Below are 17315 nucleotides of genomic sequence, written 5' to 3' on the forward strand. Positions count from 1 at the left end.
ACTGCCCTTCACCCCCGTGGGGTGATGTTTCCCGGACAGGTTATAGCTTAGAAGACGGTTTCTTCTTTTTATAATACTCGTCTATTACCGTTTTTCTTCCTACGGTTCGGGTAATAATATCTTTTTCCAGGTCCCACCCCCGGGCCGGAGAGTATTCCCTGCCATACCAGATGATCTGGAGGTGCAGTTTGTTCCATTTTTTTTTAGGAAACAATCGTTTTGCATCCTTTTCCGTTTGGATAACGTTTTTGCCGTTACTGAGCCCCCAACGGTACATAAGCCGGTGAATATGGGTGTCTACCGGAAAAGCAGGAATACCGAAAGCCTGCGAAACCACAACACTGGCCGTTTTGTGACCTACCGCCGGAAGGGTTTCCAAAGCATCCATATCCGCAGGGACCTCGCCGTTATATTTGTCTATGAGGATATGCGACAGTTCGTAGATCCCCTTGGATTTCATGGGAGAAAGGCCTACGGGACGGATTATATCCTGGATTTCTTCGCGGGTAAGCCGTATCATGGCATAAGGATTATCGGCCTTTTCAAATAACAAAGGGGTGATCTGATTGACCCGGACATCCGTACTTTGTGCCGACAGCAATACGGCAATAAGCAGGGTATAAGGGTCTTTATGGTCAAGAGGTATCGGGATTTCCGGGTATATCTTTTCCAGCGTTTCCATGACAAACGCCACTTTTTGGGTTTTGGTCATTTTTACATTACTTTTGGCCGACTAAAATATGTAAAAAAGTACGAAGTACGAAGTCATAATCCAATATCCCAAATCTAACATCTAAAATCTCGAATCTAAAATCTATATCAAAAATGAAAACACTGAAACCAGGAGATAAAGTACCGGAATTTACAGTCACCGACCAGGATGGAAATGCAGTTTCCTCTTCCGATTACCTGGGCAAAAAATGGATCGTATTCTTTTATCCGAAAGCAAGTACCCCGGGATGTACTGCCGAAGCATGTAACCTGCGGGACAATTACCAGGAACTGAAAAAGAAAGGATATGAGTTGCTGGGTGTAAGTGCAGATTCCGAAAAAAGACAGTCCAACTTTAAGGAAAAATACGAATTTCCTTTTCCTTTACTCGCCGATGTGGATAAGAAAGTGATCGAAGCTTTCGGTGTTTGGGGACAAAAGAAATTTATGGGTAAAACCTATGACGGAATACACCGCATGACTTTTATTATTGACGAAAAAGGAAAAGTGGAACGGGTCATAGAGAAAGTGAAAACCAAAGACCACGCGGCCCAGATACTGGACGCAGGCGTTTAGGCATCAGAAATCCCGGAGTTAAGGAGTTATTAGTGTATAGAGTCTAAAATCTCAGATCTAATATCTCAAATCTAAAAGAGATACAATGAATTATCTGTCAGTAGAAAATATATCCAAATCTTTCGGAGAACGCGTACTGTTTACCGATATATCTTTCGGGATAAACAAAGATCAGAAAATTGCGTTCATAGCCAGAAACGGCACCGGGAAAACTTCCCTGTTGAACATTATAACGGGAAAAGACATACCGGATAGCGGGCAGGTAGTTTCCAGGAATGGGATATATATAGGGTTTCTGCCCCAGGAATCGGATCTGAAATCCGGACTTACCGTAGAAGAAACGATCTTTGCTTCCGAAAACAAGATATTGAAAGTTATCCGAGCCTATGAAGACGCATTGCAAAACCCGGAGGAAGCAGAGGCATACCAGCGTGCCTTTGAACAAATGGAGTTGCACCGGGCATGGGATTTCGAAACCAGGTATAAACAAATACTTTCCAAGCTGAAACTCGATGACCTTTCTCAAAAGGTGTCTTCGCTTTCGGGCGGACAAAAAAAGAGACTTGCACTGGCTACTGTATTGCTCAATAGTCCGGACCTGCTAATTCTGGACGAACCTACCAACCACCTGGACCTGGAAATGATAGAGTGGTTAGAGTCCTATTTTGCCAAAGAGAACATCACGCTCTTTATGGTCACTCACGACAGGTACTTCCTGGAACGGGTGTGTAACGAGATCGTGGAGCTGGAAGATGGTAAGTTGTATACGTACAAAGGAAATTATTCCTACTACCTCGAAAAAAAGGAAGCCAGGGTAGAAGCGGAGAAAGCTTCCGTAGAAAAAGCGAAGAACCTCTATGTTAAGGAACTGGACTGGATGCGCCGTCAACCGAAAGCGAGGACATCCAAATCCAAATCCAGGATAGATGATTTTCACGACATCAAGGAAAAAGCACATCAGCGCCGTAAAGACCACCAGGTGCAACTGGAGATCAACATGGAACGGCTGGGAAGCAAGATCGTAGAGTTGCACAATGTGTCCAAAGTGTATGGAGAGAAAAAAATACTTCAAAAGTTCCAGTATGTATTCCGGAAAGGAGAGCGCGTAGGGATTATCGGTAAAAACGGTACCGGGAAATCTACCTTTCTGAACCTGCTTACCGGGGATATTGCTCCCGACGGGGGTAAGGTCGTTATCGGCGAAACCGTGAAATTCGGGTACTATACCCAGTCCGGAATAGAAGTAAAGCCGGAACAGAAAGTAATAGACGTTATCCGCGCCTTCGGAGATTACATTCCTTTAATGAAAGGCAAACAGATTTCTGCTGCTCAACTCCTGGAGCGCTTTCTGTTCGACCGGAAAAAGCAATACGACTTTGTTGAGAAACTGAGTGGAGGTGAATTAAAACGCCTTTACCTGTGTACCGTACTTATCCGCAACCCTAATTTTCTTATTCTCGATGAGCCTACGAACGATCTCGATATTATTACCCTCAACGTCCTGGAAGAGTTTTTGCTGGATTTCCCCGGTTGTCTTGTCGTAGTGTCGCACGACAGGTATTTTATGGATAAGATAGTAGACCACCTGTTGGTGTTCAAAGGAGATGCTGAAATAGAGGATTTTCCTGGTAATTATACGAATTACAGGATTTACGAAGATAGCATACCGACAGTGGCGAACGACACTAAAACTACAGATACCAATTCCGGTAAGGAAAAGAACACCTGGCGTAAAGATGCTAATAAGGGACTTTCCTATAATGAACAGAAGGAGTACAACCGACTGGAAAAGGATATACGTAAACTGGAAGAAGAAAAGAAAGAAATAGAGGTTATGTTTGCCGATGAAAGTATGAGGGGAGGACGTATTGACGAACTTTCCGTACGGCTCAAAAAGGTTTTGTCGGAAATAGAGGATAAGACCAACCGTTGGCTGGAACTTTCGTATAAAGACTAAAGCACATGTATGCTCAGGTACCTGAAATTTCTGCTTAAATCTACCAATCAACACGGGATACATTCGCCTTTTGTGTATGCTTATGTCACCAGGGGGCTGTACGGAAAACAAAAATTCCGGGGGACCAAAGCGCAACAATTGCTGCTTCGTACCATTGCGTATTTCCATGCGGATAGTGTGCGTATTCTGCGGCCGGATAAGGAGTTAACCGATGCGTTACGGAATTACTTTCCGGTTATATCCGCATACGATACCAAAGAAAAAATCACTTATTACAACAAGGAACTCCGGCCGGATGCTGTGAAATATTTTCTGAAAGAGGAAAAAGTTGGAATTGATGATGTGTTGATAATTAAGGGTATACATAGAAATACTACATCTGAAATGGCCTGGGAGGAAATAAAAAAAAACGAGCAGGTGACCGTTACCGTAGACCTTTTTTATGTGGGAGTAGTATTCTTTCGGGAAGGGCAGGCCAGGGAACATTTCGTAATTCGCCCTTAAAAACGTAACTTTATAAGAAATAAAGAATTGATCTGAAAATCAGTCTGGGAGCATCAATCGAAAGATTCATAATATATTATAAACCATATTTGTCTGATTATTGGTATGAAAAGTATCGGCTGGGTAATAGTGATTGTTATTTTATTCCTCTTGGTCATGTGGAACAACCGAAGGAGTGTGCGAAAGTGGAAGAATCGCAAGGGGAAGAGTTTTCGCGATAATTATTACGATAGGAAAAAAGAAAAACAAACAGGTAAAGAAGAAGAAACGGACAAAGAAAAACAGGAATGAGATAACCCGTTGCCATTAGCACGATTTTGAACTAATTATATATTTAAGCCCTGAGAAACATGAAAAAAAACGTATTACTTATCGGTGTAATCATATTATTTTGTGCCTGTATGGGGGCAAAACAGGATGGTAAGGCACAAAGCGGCGATACCGGAGAAAAATCACTGGATTATAAAATCCTCCTTGAAGACAGTTATGGCGGTACGGATACAGCAGAAAATCGGGTGATAACCAGCCAGGAGGAACTGGAAAAAGTATATGGCATTATAAACCGTACCCGGAGACCCGGAATAGAAGTCCCGAAGGTGGATTTCACCAAAAGCATGGTCGTTGCGATGTTTATGGGGCAACGGTCGTCCGGAGGAAACCGGGTAGAAATAGAAAAGATAGAAGAAGCCGGGGGTGCCGTGCAGGTATATGTACGGAACATACAACCCGCAGAAGGGGATATGACCAGTATGGCCATTACCAACCCGTTTATTTTTGCAGAACTTCCGCGTTCGGACAAACAGGTTGTTTTCAACTAAATACCCGGATTACAAAACCTTTTTAGCCACGGATACACCGATGTATAATCATTTGTGTGTCCGTGGCTAAAATTTATAAAAACTGCTCCCGATAGAGATCATCGGGAGCAGGATTTTAATCTTTAACCAGATAATAAAGAGCCTTCCGGAGATGATCTTCTTCCGGTTTTTTGTTTTCTGGGAACCTTTATAAAAGAACGATTGTTTCTTCTGGATTTCGAATATATACAGTTATGTTTTAAGGTTTGAAGAATTTTATGTGTTATAATTCATGTATTTTTTCTTAAAAATTGTTAATTTTAACGTATTGCCCATAATCTTAAACTTAACTTATTATGAGAAAAAAACTACTTTTTTTTACGTTTCTGTGTAGCCTGTGGTATGGTTACGGACAGGATTCTTTCTGGTCATTGGCCGGGGGAACAGGAAAATCGCAGGTAATGCCTGCCAAAGAACCACTCTCTTACGGGAAAATTTACAAGCTGGATGTAAACGGATTGCAACAGGCACTGCAGACGGCCCCGCAAAGGGGACGTGCCGTGTCTTCCGGAATTGTCGTTCGTTTCCCCAATGCCGAAGGCGAACTGGAAAGTTTCCGGGTAACGGAAGCTTCTGTCATGCATCCGGACCTTGCGGCAAGGTATCCCGGGATACATTCTTATGCCGGACAAGGTATAGACGATCCGTCCATGGTGATCCGTTTCAGTGTATCTCATCTGGGTTTGCAGAGTATGCGGCTTTCCGCGGGAAACGGAACGGTATTTATAGAACCGTATACTTCGGACCGTACATATTATACGGTATACGACAGAAAAGACAGGGATACGGCCCCGGAGCCTTTCGAATGTATGGTAAAAGACCAGGTGACAAAGAAAACTGCTACTGTTCAGGCCAGGCCCAATGCAGATGACGGTATACTGCGTACCTTCAGGCTGGCAGTTTCCGTCCCGGGGGAATACACCCAGTATTTCGGAGGAACAAAGGCAGATGCCCTTGCGGCTATCAATGCAACGATGACCCGGGTTAACGGTCTTTTTGAAAACGACTTTGGCGTTACCATGCAACTTATAGCCAATACGGATGATGTTATCTATACCAATGCTTCTTCCGATCCGTATACAGGAAGCTACAACAGCCAGTTACAATCTACACTGAGCAGTGTTATAGGAGAAGCCAATTATGATGTGGGACACCTGTTGCAACGGGGAGGAAATAATGGTAACGCGGGATGTATAGGTTGCGTTTGTGTGAATAACCGGAAAGGAAGCGGCTTCAGTTCCCATTCCACCCCGGAGGGAGATAATTTTGATGTGGATTATGTAGCCCATGAAATAGGGCACCAGTTCGGCGGGAATCACACATTTACCATACGTAACGAGGGTACGGATGCACATTTCGAACCGGGAAGCGGATCTACTATCATGGGATATGCCGGAATTACCGGCAGTACGGATGTACAGCCACACAGCGATCCCTATTTTCACGCGTTTACCATAGAACAGATCACCAATTATGTGAAATCTACCAGTTGCCAGGGTGAGACAACTACGGGCAACAATGTCCCTACGGCCGATGCCGGGGCAAACTATACCATACCTAAAGGGACGCCCTTTGTACTTACCGGGGCCGGAACGGATGCCGATGCAGGAGATGTACTTACCTATTGCTGGGAACAAATGGATGAAAATAATGCCGTGCACACCTTCCCGACCGCTACAGCCACTTCAGGGGTTGCTTTTCGCTCCGTAATACCCTCTGCCTCCGGAGAAAGGTATTTTCCCGCACTAAGTACGGTTCTGACCGGGAGCACCTCTTCGCAATGGGAAGTAGTTCCCAATGTAGGGAGAACAATGAATTTCAGGCTGACCGTCAGGGATAACCGCGCCGGGGGAGCAGCGAATAACAGCGATGACATGTCAGTGACCGTAGACGGTAATTCCGGTCCGTTTGCCGTTACTTCCCCAAACAGTAATGTGAACTGGGAGATCGGAACAACACAAACCGTGACATGGGATGTTGCAGGGAGCAACAGCACACCGGTGAATTGCCAGAATGTAAACATACTGCTGTCTGCCGACGGTGGCAATACGTTTTCCGTTCTCGCTTCCGGTGTCCCGAATACCGGTTCGGCAGATATTACCGTACCGGATAGTCCCGGTAACCAGAACCGGATAAAAGTGGAAGCGGCCGGCAATATTTTCTATGACATCTCCAATACGAATTTCACCATTTCCGATGAACCGGGCGGCGGAGACGACAACAATATCCGCTTGAGTATCACCTTTGACAATTACCCCGAAGAGACCAGCTGGGAAGTTCTGGACGGAACAGGGCAGGTTGTTCTCTCCGGGGGTACATACGGCAGCCAGCCGGACGGTTCTACGCTGGTAATCGAAGAATTCCTGCCGGACGGGTGTTACGCTTTTGTGATTAAAGATGTCTATGGAGACGGTATTTGCTGTTCCTATGGCAACGGTTCCTATACACTAACCGATATAACCACCGGCGATACCCTTGCTTCCGGCGGATCGTTTAACAATGAAGAATCTACGGATTTTTGCATGGGTACTACTACACCCCCGACCGGTTCGGCCGATGTGGAACTGGCCCTTACGTTTGACAATTACCCGGCAGAGACGAGCTGGGAAATACTGGATGACGGTAACGATATAATAGCCCAGGGCGGTACGTATAACGGGGAAACCGGAGGAACTACCCTGTTGCTGAACGAAACTCTGGAAGACGGTTGCTATACTTTTATTATACGCGACAGTTATGGCGATGGCATTTGCTGTTCTTATGGCAATGGCTCGTATACTCTCACCAATACGGAAACCGGGGCGGTATTGGCTTCCGGAGGGGACTTCAACGCTTCGGAATCTACTGCTTTTTGTATAGGAAGTGCCGGCGCTGCTCAAACGTCTTTACCTGCTTTTTCCGATATGGGAAGAGGAGAAGCCCGGGATGTCCCCGAAATAAAACTATATCCCAACCCGGTACGGGAAAGCCTTTTATATATTGAAAATCCCGGGAAAATGATGAACTATATTATTATAGATCTTTCCGGCAGACAGGTAGATAAAGGGGTGCTTAGCGGGAATGCCGTACGTACGGACAGGTTAAGGCCAGGAGTATATCTTATCCGGTTACTTTCGGATACAGAAAAGGTTACGAAACGTTTTATTAAAGAATAAGGGAATCTTTCCCGGATATCCCGTTTTCCTGCACTTCGGAACAGGGAGATGGGATTTTTTGTACCCTCCGGATACCCGTATATGACCTTACCTTACCGGCTGACGATAGACCACAGGGCAGGAGAAGGTCTCCTTCATCTCATCCGGATAAGATCAGGAAAAATAACGTAAAAAGCCTTTCGGATGATCTCTTTTTGCGGTATAAAAGACAGTTCATCCGGTGATTTTTACAATTCGGACAGTTGCTTTTCCGGAAGACAGATACAAAGCGGAAATTTGTTCCTGTGTAAATGGATATGCCGAGGAAAATTGTAACTTTAACAGTCAGGGAAAGCCGGTTTTGGTTATGTTTTGGCTTCCCGCCCCAGCAAAAGAGAGACACGAAATTAATGATAAAAACGAATTCATGAAAGAATATTTCCGATTGGTACTTATAGGAGCACTGATAAGCGCCGTACTTTTTCTGGTGGAACAGACCTATAGGTTTTTATCCGGCTTTTCTACGGCCTTTAACGGGGATATCCTCTTGTCTTATGGCTATTACGCATTATATGGGATACCGCTTACTTTTGTTAATTCCTTTATCGTAAAGTATATCAGTAATATATATAAAAGGAAACGAAAAAAGTACAACCTGGTTACGGGAATACTCGGAACGGTACTGGTAACGCTTCCCTGTGTTTTTGCCCTTCGGATTTTTCACCGGGTCTACCTGGACGGATTGTCTTTCCGGGATTTTTTGATGTCGGAGAACGGCGGATTTTATTTCGGGGTGATCATCATTACCCTGCTTATATCCCTGTTTTTTCACGCCTTCTTTTTTTATCGGGCATTCCAGGAAAAACGGGTAAAGGAACAGAAGATCATTGCAGGTACGGCATCCGCACAGTTCGACGCGCTTAAAAATCAGCTCGATCCGCACTTTTTGTTCAATAGCCTTAATGTACTGACCAGTCTTATTGATGAAAAACCAGAGTCTGCCCAGAAGTTTACGACTTCCCTGTCCAAGATCTACCGTTATGTACTGGAACAGAAAAACAAAGAACTGGTGTCCGTGGATGAAGAGTTACAATTTGCCCGGATTTATGTGAGCCTTTTAAAGATGCGCTTTGAGGACAGCATAGAATTCGAAATGCCGGAGAAATCCGGTAATCCGGAAGCAAAAGTAGTGCCCCTGTCCCTGCAATTGTTACTGGAAAATGCCGTAAAGCACAATACGGTGACGGCAAAGAACCCTTTGCGTATAACTATCTGTGAAGAAGGGAGAGATCTCGTCATACGCAATAACGTACAACGCAAACAAGTCATAAAAAAAGGTAGTGGCGTAGGCCTGGCGAATATAAAACAACGCTATAAGCTGCTTACCGAAAGGAAAGTGGAAGTATACGAAAATGCAACTTCTTTTGAAGTAAAAATACCAATGCTAACCAAACAAATAGAAATGATACAAACAGAAAATGAGGAAATGGATGAAAAATACATGGCTGCTAAAAGGCGGGTGGAAGAACTTAAGGAGTTTTACTGGAATTTAATGTCTTACTGCATTGTAATCCCTTTTCTGATCTTCATAAACTACAGGACTTCCTGGGAATATAAGTGGTTCTGGTTCCCGGCTTTTGGCTGGGGAATAGGTTTGACTTTTCACGCTGCCCGGGTATTCCTGGACAGGGGGTTTTTCGGCAGGCAGTGGGAGGAAAGAAAGATCCGGGAATACATGCGGGAGGAAGAAAAAGGTACCCGGTGGCAGTAAGTAATTTTGTTTCCAATTTTTAAAGAAACCAACTATGAATATGACAAAAGACGAAAAATACCTTCGTGCCAGGAAAAGACTGGATAGAGAAAAGCGGTTTTACAGGCATTTATTTTGTTATGTGGTTGTAAACCTGATACTGCTCCTGATTAATTACTGGACGTTCTGGGGCGTTAAATGGTTCTTTTTTCCGGCCGTGGGCTGGGGCGTAGGCCTGGCCTTTCATGCAACAAGAGTGTTCCTGGTCAATGGTTTCTTCGGAGCACAGTGGGAGGAGAAAAAGATACGGGAATATATGAGGGAGGAAGAAGAAAGTACCAGGTGGGAGTAGCTTTCATCACGTAATTCTAAAAGAACTCGACTATGGAAATCTACACAAAAGAAGAGAAATACCTCCGGGCAAAGAAAAGGCTGGACAGAGAAAAGGCATTTTACAGGCATTTACTTTGGTATTCGGTCATAAACCTGTTTCTCATAGGATTTATAGGAGTGGAAACATACAAGGACGGAGAAGAGTTCTGGACTTTCGGCACCTTTTCTACGGCTATATTCTGGGGTATAGGGGTGGTTATACACGGTATGTCTGTTTTTATACCTAACCTTTTTCTCAGCAAGGAATGGGAAAAACGACAGATACGGCGCTATATGGAAAAAGAGGAACGAAAGAGACAACGCTGGGAATAAGGAAAAATATATCAACATTTGTAGCTCATATACATGAAAGTTATTATCATAGAAGACGAAAAACCCGCGGCGAGACGGTTACAACGTATGGTGGAAAAACTGGGAATACCAGTTAGTGACATGCTTCATTCCGTAGAGGAAGCCATGGAGTGGTTCGGGAAGAACGAGCATCCTGATCTCATATTCCTCGATATACAATTATCGGACGGCCTGTCTTTTGAGATTTTTGAAGCTATAGAGGTAAAGAGCGCAGTGATCTTTACCACGGCTTATGATGAATACGCCCTGAGGGCGTTTAAACTGAATAGCATAGACTACCTGTTAAAGCCCATAGACGATGAAGAACTGGAAGAAGCCATGAAAAAGTATCGCGACCGCATTCCGTCCAGCCGTATACAACTGGATTTCGAAGAGGTGCGAAAAATGCTCGTAAACCCACTGGACCGCCAGTACAAAAAACGTTTTACGGTGAAGGTAGGCCAACGTCTGAAAATGGTTCCAATAGAGGAGATAGAGTGCATTTACAGTGAGAATAAAGGTACCTATATACACACTTCCGAAGGAAGGGATTACCTTCTGGACACTACGCTGGATTCCCTGGAAAGCGAATTACCCCCAGATTCCTTTTATCGGGTGAGCCGTAAATTCTATATCAATGTATCAGCTATACGCGATATTATAGCATATACCAATGCCCGGCTCCAGGTGAAACTGCATCGGTATAACGGGCAGGAAATCATCGTAAGCCGGGAACGGGTTAAAGATTTTAAAGACTGGTTAGGCTAATTCGCGTAACCGCTGTGCCGCACTTTCGGCAGTAATATCCCGTTGTGGCATGGCAAACATTTCGTAACCGACCATAAATTTCTTTACGGTTGCCGAGCGGAGTAACGGCGGATAAAAACTCATGTGCCAGTGCCAGTGGTCATAGTCTTTTCCGTCCGTTGGCGCCTGGTGGATACCTGCGGAATACGGAAAGGAGCAATCAAAGAGTTTATCGTAAGTAGCGGTTATAAAATGGATGGCATCTGCAAAAGCTGTTTTTTCTGCTCCGGACAATTGCCTGATGCTGGATTGGTGCTTTTTGGGCAATATCATCGTTTCAAAAGGCCATACCGCCCAGAAAGGGATAAGTATTACAAAATGGTCGTTTTCGTATACCAGTCTTTCCTTATTGCTTATTTCCTGTAGTATATAATCAGACAGCAGGCTCTTCCGGTTGCTCTGGTAATATTCCTTTTGCCTCTTGTCTTTTTTGATCACTTCATTCGGGATGGAGCTCTGGGCCCAGATCTGTCCGTGCGGGTGCGGATTGCTGCATCCCATCACAGCCCCTTTGTTTTCGAATATTTGTATGTAACGGATGTCTTTTTGCTGGCCGAGATGCCTGTATTCTTCCTGCCATAAGGAAACTACCTTTTCTATATCGGGGGTTTCCATATCTGCGAGGCTCTTGGAGTGATCGGGGGAAAAACAGATAACCCTGCACGTGCCCTGTTCACTCTCCGCCCGGAGCAACCCGTCGTTTATAACAAAGGGGTCGGATTCGTTTTGCAGGGCGGCAAAATCATTGGTAAAAGCATAGGTATCCGTATATTCCGGGTTTATATCGCCACTTGCCCTTTTGTTTCCGGGGCATAGATAGCAACTTTCGTCATACGAAGGCCTGTCCGCTGCCGGTTGTTTTTCCTGTTGTCCCTGCCAGGGACGTTTGGTCCGATGGGGTGAGACCAGTATCCATTCCCCGGTTAGTATGTTAAATCTCTTATGAGATTGATTTTGCAAAACTTCTTTCTGGATCATGGTGTGTTTACTGTTTTAATTTGTTGTTTTCACGCTTTGCATGCGGTTGCGGAAAATAAAGAATATTCCCAGTAAAATAAAAGGAATACTCAATATCTGTCCCATATTAATAGTCATATTATCTTCAAATCCTACCTGGTTTTCCTTAAAGAATTCGATAAGGAACCTTGTCGCAAATAATAAAACGAGAAACAGCCCAAATAGATAACCGTTTTTTTGCCGTACGTTTTGCGATCGGTAGAGCAGGGTGAGTATTGCGAAAATGGATAAATAGGCCAGGGCCTCGTAAAGCTGCGTGGGATGCCGGGCAAGGAGGTCGTCTCTCATAAATACCACGCCCCAGTTACCATTGGTAGGTTTACCGTATATTTCGGAATTCATAAAATTACCGAAGCGGATAAATGCCCCGGTAAGCGGAACGGCTATGGCAATCCTGTCCAGCACCCATAAGAGCCGTATTTTATATTTCCTGCAATAGAGCATAATGGCCAAAAGTACTCCGATAGCCCCGCCATGACTGGCAAGCCCCTGGTATCCGGTAAACCTGTACGAACCGTTAATTTCCTGTACGGGTAAAAATATTTCAATCGGGTGATGCAGGTAATATCCGGGTTCATAAAAGAAACAGTGTCCCAGTCTGGCACCTGCTACCGTACCTATTACAATGTAGGTGAGCAATTTGTCCAGTTGCGTTACCGGGATATTTTCCCTTTGGTAAATTCTTTTTACCACCAGGTATCCCAGGAAAAGACCGGATATGAAGAGCAGTCCGTAGTACTTCAACGGAAAAGTATCGGTTATTTGAATAATAACCGGGTCCATGTTCCAGTATAAAACACCATCTTTCATAATGTGTACGGACTTTTTATTAGTTTCCGGAGGACTGATGCCGCCATGAGATTTTCCTGAGTATTTTTAGTAGGAGGGAAGCCTTATAAGCCCGTCAGGAGACCCTGAGGTTGGTCCCGTCCGTTAACGAAACGCGATACGTATCCGGTTCCTTGCCGAACGTACGGGTGTACTCCTGTCTCACGGATTCTACAAAGGTATCGGCTTCTCCTTTTCGGATAATGTTTATGGTACATCCGCCGAAGCCGCCCCCCATCATTCTGCTACCGAGTATACCGGGGGTTTCCCGGGCTTTTTCCACCAGGAAATCCAATTCCGGGCAACTGACCTGGTATTGATGCTGCAAACCGTTGTGGGATGCAAAAAGCAATTCGCCCAGTTTACCAATATCATTTTGTTCTATAGCTTCAATAGCCTGCTTAACCCGGTTGTTCTCCTGTATGACATACAGGCACTGGGTATATATATATCCGGGCAGCAGGTTTTTCACCTGAAGGAGATCTTTTTCCGTAGCATCGCGCAGGGCCTTGATTTCCGGGAACTTTTCCTGTAATACTTTTACCCCGGTTTCGCAGGCATTTCTCCTGTCGTTATAAGCCGAATCGGCAAGGCTGTGTTTTACGTTGGAATTAATAAGGAGTAACTCGTAATCTCCGAAATCGATCTGAACCGGGGTGAAATCGAGGGTGCGGCAGTCCAGGAACAGCACATGATCCTCTTTCCCCTGCATGCTGGCAAACTGGTCCATAATACCGCATTGTACCCCGACGAAATTGTGTTCTGCCTTCTGGGAAAGCAGCATCATTTCTTTTCGGGACAGTTGCAAGCCGAACAATTCGTTCAGGCTGTATATAATACTGTTTTCCAGGGCGGCAGAAGAGGACAGGCCTGAGCCATTGGGGATATTTCCCCCGAACACGATATCGAAACCGGTTAGTTTGCTGCCCAGCTTTTGTATTTCTGCCACGACACCGAGTACATAATTCTTCCAGCTTCCTTTTTCGGAAGGTTTCACATCGGTGAGACTGAAAGTACAGTTTTCTTCCATGTCAGCGGCATAGACAGAGCATTTGTCCGTGCTGTCATTTTTGGCAACAGCACAGATGATATAGCGGTCTATGGCACCGGGAAGCACAAAACCATCGTTATAATCGGTGTGTTCTCCTATTATATTGATACGTCCGGGGGACTGTACCACAACAGGTGTAGTATTGTGTTTTTCGGTGAAAAGTGATCGTATTTTATTCGTTAATGCTTCTGTTGTCATAGGTTTTATTCCCGGTATAAGGATAAAGTTTGTTAGGTATTATTATTTCAGTTTTCAGCCATTTTACCACCAGGCGGCATAAATAACAGCGAGTATTCCCATAATCAGGATCGCTGCCGTATTGAATACAGGCGAGGTTTTGAACAGGCCTTTCTCCAGGTAGATCGCTTTTTTGTCATCGGTTTTATTTTCAATGAGAGATATGGCAATGATAATAGCCGAAAGAATCAGGAAGCACAATCCCATACGGTTCATGAACGGGATTTCCGGGGTAAAGTATTTTAAGGCTACGGACAGTGGAATAGACAGAAGTACAACCCAGAAAGCCGCGTTTGCCGATGTTCTTTTCCAGAACATCCCGAAAAGGAAAATTACCACCACGCCGGGGCTTATGAACCCGGTATATTCCTGGATAAACTGGAAAGCCTGGTCCAGGTTCCCTAAAAGAGGGGCTACTATAGCTCCAATGACAAGAGACACTGCTGCCACAATACGCCCTATGGTTACTATTTTCTTATTACTTGCCTTTTTATCCAGTGGCCTGTATATGTCCATTGTAAATATGGTAGACGTACTGTTTACCATAGAGCTTAAAGAAGAGCCAATGGCAGAGATCAATGCGGCAAAAGCGAGACCTTTAAAACCGGTAAGTACATAATTATCGAGGATCCAGGGGTATGCTTCGTCCGGTTTGCTGATGTCCGCATCCAGTACAAAAGCGGCAATGCCGGGTATAACCACGATTAAGGGTAACAAGACTTTTAAGAAGGCGGCAAAAGCGGTTCCTTTTTGTGCTTCCTTAAGACTTTTTGCACCGAGGGCACGCTGTATGATATACTGGTTATTTCCCCAGTAGTAAAGGTTGGCTATCCACATGCCTCCCACAAGGACACTTATTCCCGGGAGGTTTTTGTATTCTTCATGCGTTTTGTCGAGGATCATGTCAAATTTTTCCGGGGCCCTTTCGAGCAGGGTGGAAAAACCTTCCCAGGTGCTTCCCCCGATGGCACTCAATACCAGGACACTGGCCAGCAGGCCGCCGAAAATAAGTACTGCTACCTGTATGACATCTGTCCACACTACGGCTTTCAAACCTCCGAAAATGGAAAAAGTGGAAGCAAAGATCACCAGTCCTATGATACCGTAGATCATGTCGATACCCATGATGGTTTTCAGTGCCAGTGCGCCGAGATAAAGCACGGAGGTTATGTTTACAAAGATGAAAAGGAGGACCCAGAAAATGGCCAGCCCGGTGTGTACCCGTTTGTCAAAACGTTCTTCCAGGAACTGGGGCATGGTATAAATCCCTTTTTTAATGAAAATGGGAAGGAAATATTTGGCTACGATGATCAGGGTAATGGCTGCCATAAGCTCGTAAGATGCTATGGCCATTCCTACCACATAGCCGGAGCCGGACATTCCGATGAATTGTTCCGCGGAGATATTGGAAGCTATCAGAGAGCCTCCCACAGCCCACCACGGCAATGACTTACTCGCCAGAAAGTAATCTTCGGCGCCTTCCTGTTTATCTTTAAAGGAAAGCCAAAGCCCGATGGCACATAATACGATCAGATAACCGATAAAAATAACGATGTCTACAGTTGAAAAATTCATATTGGGTTCAGATTGATATTGCACAAAAAAAAGATAGATTTTACCTCTTATAAATTAAGAGACCCGGTAAGAATCTATCCTGGATGCCAATGGCCGCTTAAAAGTACAGATTTTTTTTATTTATGAAAGAATGTTGTGTGTAATATAACGAAATCGTTAAAAAAACACAGCTTAAGTTGCTGATGGCAGGAAATACGGTAGTTACGAGAAATACAATACTGTTTTTCAGGAGAGAATCGGGGGTGTTTTGAAGGGTATATATACTGTTTCCGGGGGCAGGATGAGACGATTTGAAGATAGAAAGAGAAAGATTGTTTAAAAAGATTATCGGATCCGGATTGAAAGGGGCAGACGGAGGGGGATTATGGGGATATCCGTACATCAGGAGATTTTATTGTCATCAAAAGCCGAAGGTAATAGCTGAGGAATAAATTTTACCAGCAGGGGGAGTAATATACCTCCGCCGGGAAGAAGAAAAATGGCCAGGGAGGGGATGGATTTACAGATGTCCAGTAACTGGATTTTTACTTTTTGTTTTTCCTCTTTAGTGAGTTCCTTTACGGTAGATTTGGATAGGAGTACTACCAGTTCCCTGCTCAGCAGAAGTTCCTGTTGCAGACGTTTTTTATTTCTTAGGATCAGGTTGCTTACCATTCGCGAAGAATTGTCGTAAAAATGCTTTACCGGATTAGAAAAGTTGAGGATGGAAATTTCATCCTTATGCGCCCGGAAAAAGTCGCGGACAAGGACAATGGACTTTTCGATTTCTTCTTTTCCGAGATCCAGGGTACGGCCAAAGTCAAAAACAAATTGTTTTTCTTCTTTATCTATCACCTTATCATTCCAGACGGTAAGGCAGGCCAGGTCCAGGAGATACTTTTTCTCCAGTCCGGAAGTAAAAGAATGTTGCTCTTCTCCGGAAGAGATAATCATTTCTTTATCAAAAGAACCGGTGTACCTTGCGGACGATTCGAAAAGTTTTACCAACTGCATGTCGAATTCGTTTTTTTCCGGTTTAATTTCCAGCGCACGGTACATGGTATTAATGACAAAAGTTTCCAGGTTTCTGGCATAGGTTATACAGTCGGTATTGCCTTCGAGAAATTGCAGGTACGTGAGTACATCTGTATACAGCAATACATTAGTAAGGATACGGTTAAAATTCTTGGTGAGTATGTTTTCGTCAAACTGTATCCGGTTACCTATGATCTTTTCCAGTTTGGAAGATGGTTTTTTACCGGAGAGTAGTTTGTGAAAGAAAGAAACATCATTGCTTTCCATTTCTGTGTAGAAAGCAATGATGGAATCTATGGCTTTCTCGTAAACGAGAGTTTTCTTATAGGTATAATTTGCGGTGAGGAGAGAAATGTACAAATGGGTTTTGGACAGTTCTTCCTCTGTAAGCTTATTGTCGATGTCGAGGGGGAAGGCCAGTTTTACGTTGGTACCGTAAATAAAACCCGAATCCCTGAGTTTGTCGTACAGAAGATTATTCTCTACAGGAAAGACATCAGATTTACTTAAAACAGTGTTCAACTTACCTATCCAACCTACAGCCGAAGGGTTCATAGTGATAAATGTGCGTTAT

General features: G+C 44.3%; 16 protein-coding genes. 10 read left to right on the forward strand and 6 right to left on the reverse strand.

Annotated features, from left to right (window positions below; translation table 11 throughout):
• Window positions 1-40: 40 nt before the first annotated feature.
• A complete protein-coding gene (locus ACVBDU_RS00565) occupies window positions 41-712 on the reverse strand; it encodes an endonuclease III domain-containing protein (protein WP_447177832.1) in 672 nt (223 codons plus the stop codon).
• A gap of 113 nt (window positions 713-825) precedes the next feature.
• On the opposite strand from ACVBDU_RS00565, the gene bcp reads away from it, so the two are divergent.
• The 10 genes from bcp to ACVBDU_RS00615 all read left to right on the forward strand — a co-directional run bounded on the left by bcp (window position 826) and on the right by ACVBDU_RS00615 (window position 10980).
• Complete coding sequence (gene bcp / locus ACVBDU_RS00570) at window positions 826-1287, forward strand: thioredoxin-dependent thiol peroxidase (protein ID WP_447177833.1); 462 nt, start codon at window positions 826-828, stop codon at window positions 1285-1287.
• A gap of 85 nt (window positions 1288-1372) precedes the next feature.
• Window positions 1373-3244 carry an ABC-F family ATP-binding cassette domain-containing protein gene (locus ACVBDU_RS00575; protein ID WP_447177834.1) on the forward strand — a complete coding sequence of 624 codons (1872 nt, stop codon included), beginning with the start codon at window positions 1373-1375 and terminating at the stop codon, window positions 3242-3244.
• A 9-nt stretch (window positions 3245-3253) separates the two neighbouring features.
• Complete coding sequence (locus tag ACVBDU_RS00580; RefSeq protein ID WP_447177835.1) at window positions 3254-3748, forward strand: hypothetical protein; 495 nt, start codon at window positions 3254-3256, stop codon at window positions 3746-3748.
• 105 nt (window positions 3749-3853) lie between these two features.
• A complete protein-coding gene (locus ACVBDU_RS00585; RefSeq protein ID WP_447177836.1) occupies window positions 3854-4039 on the forward strand; it encodes a hypothetical protein in 186 nt (61 codons plus the stop codon).
• Between the two features lie 59 nt (window positions 4040-4098).
• Window positions 4099-4566: a protease complex subunit PrcB family protein gene (locus ACVBDU_RS00590; protein ID WP_447177837.1), complete on the forward strand. Its 468-nt coding sequence runs from the start codon at window positions 4099-4101 to the stop codon at window positions 4564-4566.
• 335 nt (window positions 4567-4901) lie between these two features.
• On the forward strand, window positions 4902-7760 hold the full coding sequence (locus tag ACVBDU_RS00595) for a zinc-dependent metalloprotease (protein ID WP_447177838.1): 2859 nt from the start codon (window positions 4902-4904) through the stop codon (window positions 7758-7760).
• A 406-nt stretch (window positions 7761-8166) separates the two neighbouring features.
• Window positions 8167-9510 (forward strand): 2TM domain-containing protein, encoded by a 1344-nt coding sequence (locus tag ACVBDU_RS00600; RefSeq protein ID WP_447177839.1) that lies wholly within the window; start codon window positions 8167-8169, stop codon window positions 9508-9510.
• Between the two features lie 34 nt (window positions 9511-9544).
• The gene (locus tag ACVBDU_RS00605; RefSeq protein WP_447177840.1) at window positions 9545-9841 is read left to right on the forward strand and encodes a 2TM domain-containing protein; all 297 of its coding nucleotides are present in this window, start codon (window positions 9545-9547) and stop codon (window positions 9839-9841) included.
• A gap of 32 nt (window positions 9842-9873) precedes the next feature.
• Window positions 9874-10194 (forward strand): 2TM domain-containing protein, encoded by a 321-nt coding sequence (locus tag ACVBDU_RS00610; protein ID WP_447177841.1) that lies wholly within the window; start codon window positions 9874-9876, stop codon window positions 10192-10194.
• 33 nt (window positions 10195-10227) lie between these two features.
• Window positions 10228-10980, forward strand: a complete 753-nt coding sequence (locus ACVBDU_RS00615; protein WP_447177842.1) for a LytR/AlgR family response regulator transcription factor — start codon at window positions 10228-10230, stop codon at window positions 10978-10980.
• Here the strand turns inward: ACVBDU_RS00615 and ACVBDU_RS00620 are convergent.
• From ACVBDU_RS00620 to ACVBDU_RS00640, 5 genes are all read right to left on the reverse strand, one after another.
• Window positions 10972-11997, reverse strand: a complete 1026-nt coding sequence (locus ACVBDU_RS00620; RefSeq protein WP_447177843.1) for a UDP-glucose--hexose-1-phosphate uridylyltransferase — start codon at window positions 11995-11997, stop codon at window positions 10972-10974. The two genes, ACVBDU_RS00615 and ACVBDU_RS00620, sit on opposite strands and share 9 nt — an antisense overlap.
• Before the next feature lie 15 nt (window positions 11998-12012).
• A complete protein-coding gene (lgt, locus tag ACVBDU_RS00625; RefSeq protein ID WP_447177844.1) occupies window positions 12013-12846 on the reverse strand; it encodes a prolipoprotein diacylglyceryl transferase in 834 nt (277 codons plus the stop codon).
• A gap of 94 nt (window positions 12847-12940) precedes the next feature.
• Entirely contained in the window at window positions 12941-14113 is a 1173-nt protein-coding gene (locus ACVBDU_RS00630) for a galactokinase (protein ID WP_447177845.1), read from the reverse strand.
• A 63-nt stretch (window positions 14114-14176) separates the two neighbouring features.
• The gene (locus ACVBDU_RS00635) at window positions 14177-15727 is read right to left on the reverse strand and encodes a sodium/sugar symporter (protein ID WP_447177846.1); all 1551 of its coding nucleotides are present in this window, start codon (window positions 15725-15727) and stop codon (window positions 14177-14179) included.
• A 381-nt stretch (window positions 15728-16108) separates the two neighbouring features.
• On the reverse strand, window positions 16109-17296 hold the full coding sequence (locus tag ACVBDU_RS00640; protein WP_447177847.1) for an LETM1-related biofilm-associated protein: 1188 nt from the start codon (window positions 17294-17296) through the stop codon (window positions 16109-16111).
• Between the last annotated feature and the right edge of the window lie 19 nt (window positions 17297-17315).

The sequence above is a fragment of the Sinomicrobium endophyticum genome, from assembly GCF_052983315.1.

Excerpts from the sequence above, each read along its gene's own strand:
- ACVBDU_RS00565 (WP_447177832.1), bottom strand. The coding sequence starts at position 712 with ATGACCAAAACCCAAAAAGTGGCGTTTGTCATGGAAACGCTGGAAAAG.
- bcp (WP_447177833.1), top strand. The coding sequence starts at position 826 with ATGAAAACACTGAAACCAGGAGATAAAGTACCGGAATTTACAGTCACC.
- ACVBDU_RS00575 (WP_447177834.1), top strand. The coding sequence starts at position 1,373 with ATGAATTATCTGTCAGTAGAAAATATATCCAAATCTTTCGGAGAACGC.
- ACVBDU_RS00580 (WP_447177835.1), top strand. The coding sequence starts at position 3,254 with ATGCTCAGGTACCTGAAATTTCTGCTTAAATCTACCAATCAACACGGG.
- ACVBDU_RS00585 (WP_447177836.1), top strand. The coding sequence starts at position 3,854 with ATGAAAAGTATCGGCTGGGTAATAGTGATTGTTATTTTATTCCTCTTG.
- ACVBDU_RS00590 (WP_447177837.1), top strand. The coding sequence starts at position 4,099 with ATGAAAAAAAACGTATTACTTATCGGTGTAATCATATTATTTTGTGCC.
- ACVBDU_RS00595 (WP_447177838.1), top strand. The coding sequence starts at position 4,902 with ATGAGAAAAAAACTACTTTTTTTTACGTTTCTGTGTAGCCTGTGGTAT.
- ACVBDU_RS00600 (WP_447177839.1), top strand. The coding sequence starts at position 8,167 with ATGAAAGAATATTTCCGATTGGTACTTATAGGAGCACTGATAAGCGCC.
- ACVBDU_RS00605 (WP_447177840.1), top strand. The coding sequence starts at position 9,545 with ATGAATATGACAAAAGACGAAAAATACCTTCGTGCCAGGAAAAGACTG.
- ACVBDU_RS00610 (WP_447177841.1), top strand. The coding sequence starts at position 9,874 with ATGGAAATCTACACAAAAGAAGAGAAATACCTCCGGGCAAAGAAAAGG.
- ACVBDU_RS00615 (WP_447177842.1), top strand. The coding sequence starts at position 10,228 with ATGAAAGTTATTATCATAGAAGACGAAAAACCCGCGGCGAGACGGTTA.
- ACVBDU_RS00620 (WP_447177843.1), bottom strand. The coding sequence starts at position 11,997 with ATGATCCAGAAAGAAGTTTTGCAAAATCAATCTCATAAGAGATTTAAC.
- lgt (WP_447177844.1), bottom strand. The coding sequence starts at position 12,846 with ATGAAAGATGGTGTTTTATACTGGAACATGGACCCGGTTATTATTCAA.
- ACVBDU_RS00630 (WP_447177845.1), bottom strand. The coding sequence starts at position 14,113 with ATGACAACAGAAGCATTAACGAATAAAATACGATCACTTTTCACCGAA.
- ACVBDU_RS00635 (WP_447177846.1), bottom strand. The coding sequence starts at position 15,727 with ATGAATTTTTCAACTGTAGACATCGTTATTTTTATCGGTTATCTGATC.
- ACVBDU_RS00640 (WP_447177847.1), bottom strand. The coding sequence starts at position 17,296 with ATGAACCCTTCGGCTGTAGGTTGGATAGGTAAGTTGAACACTGTTTTA.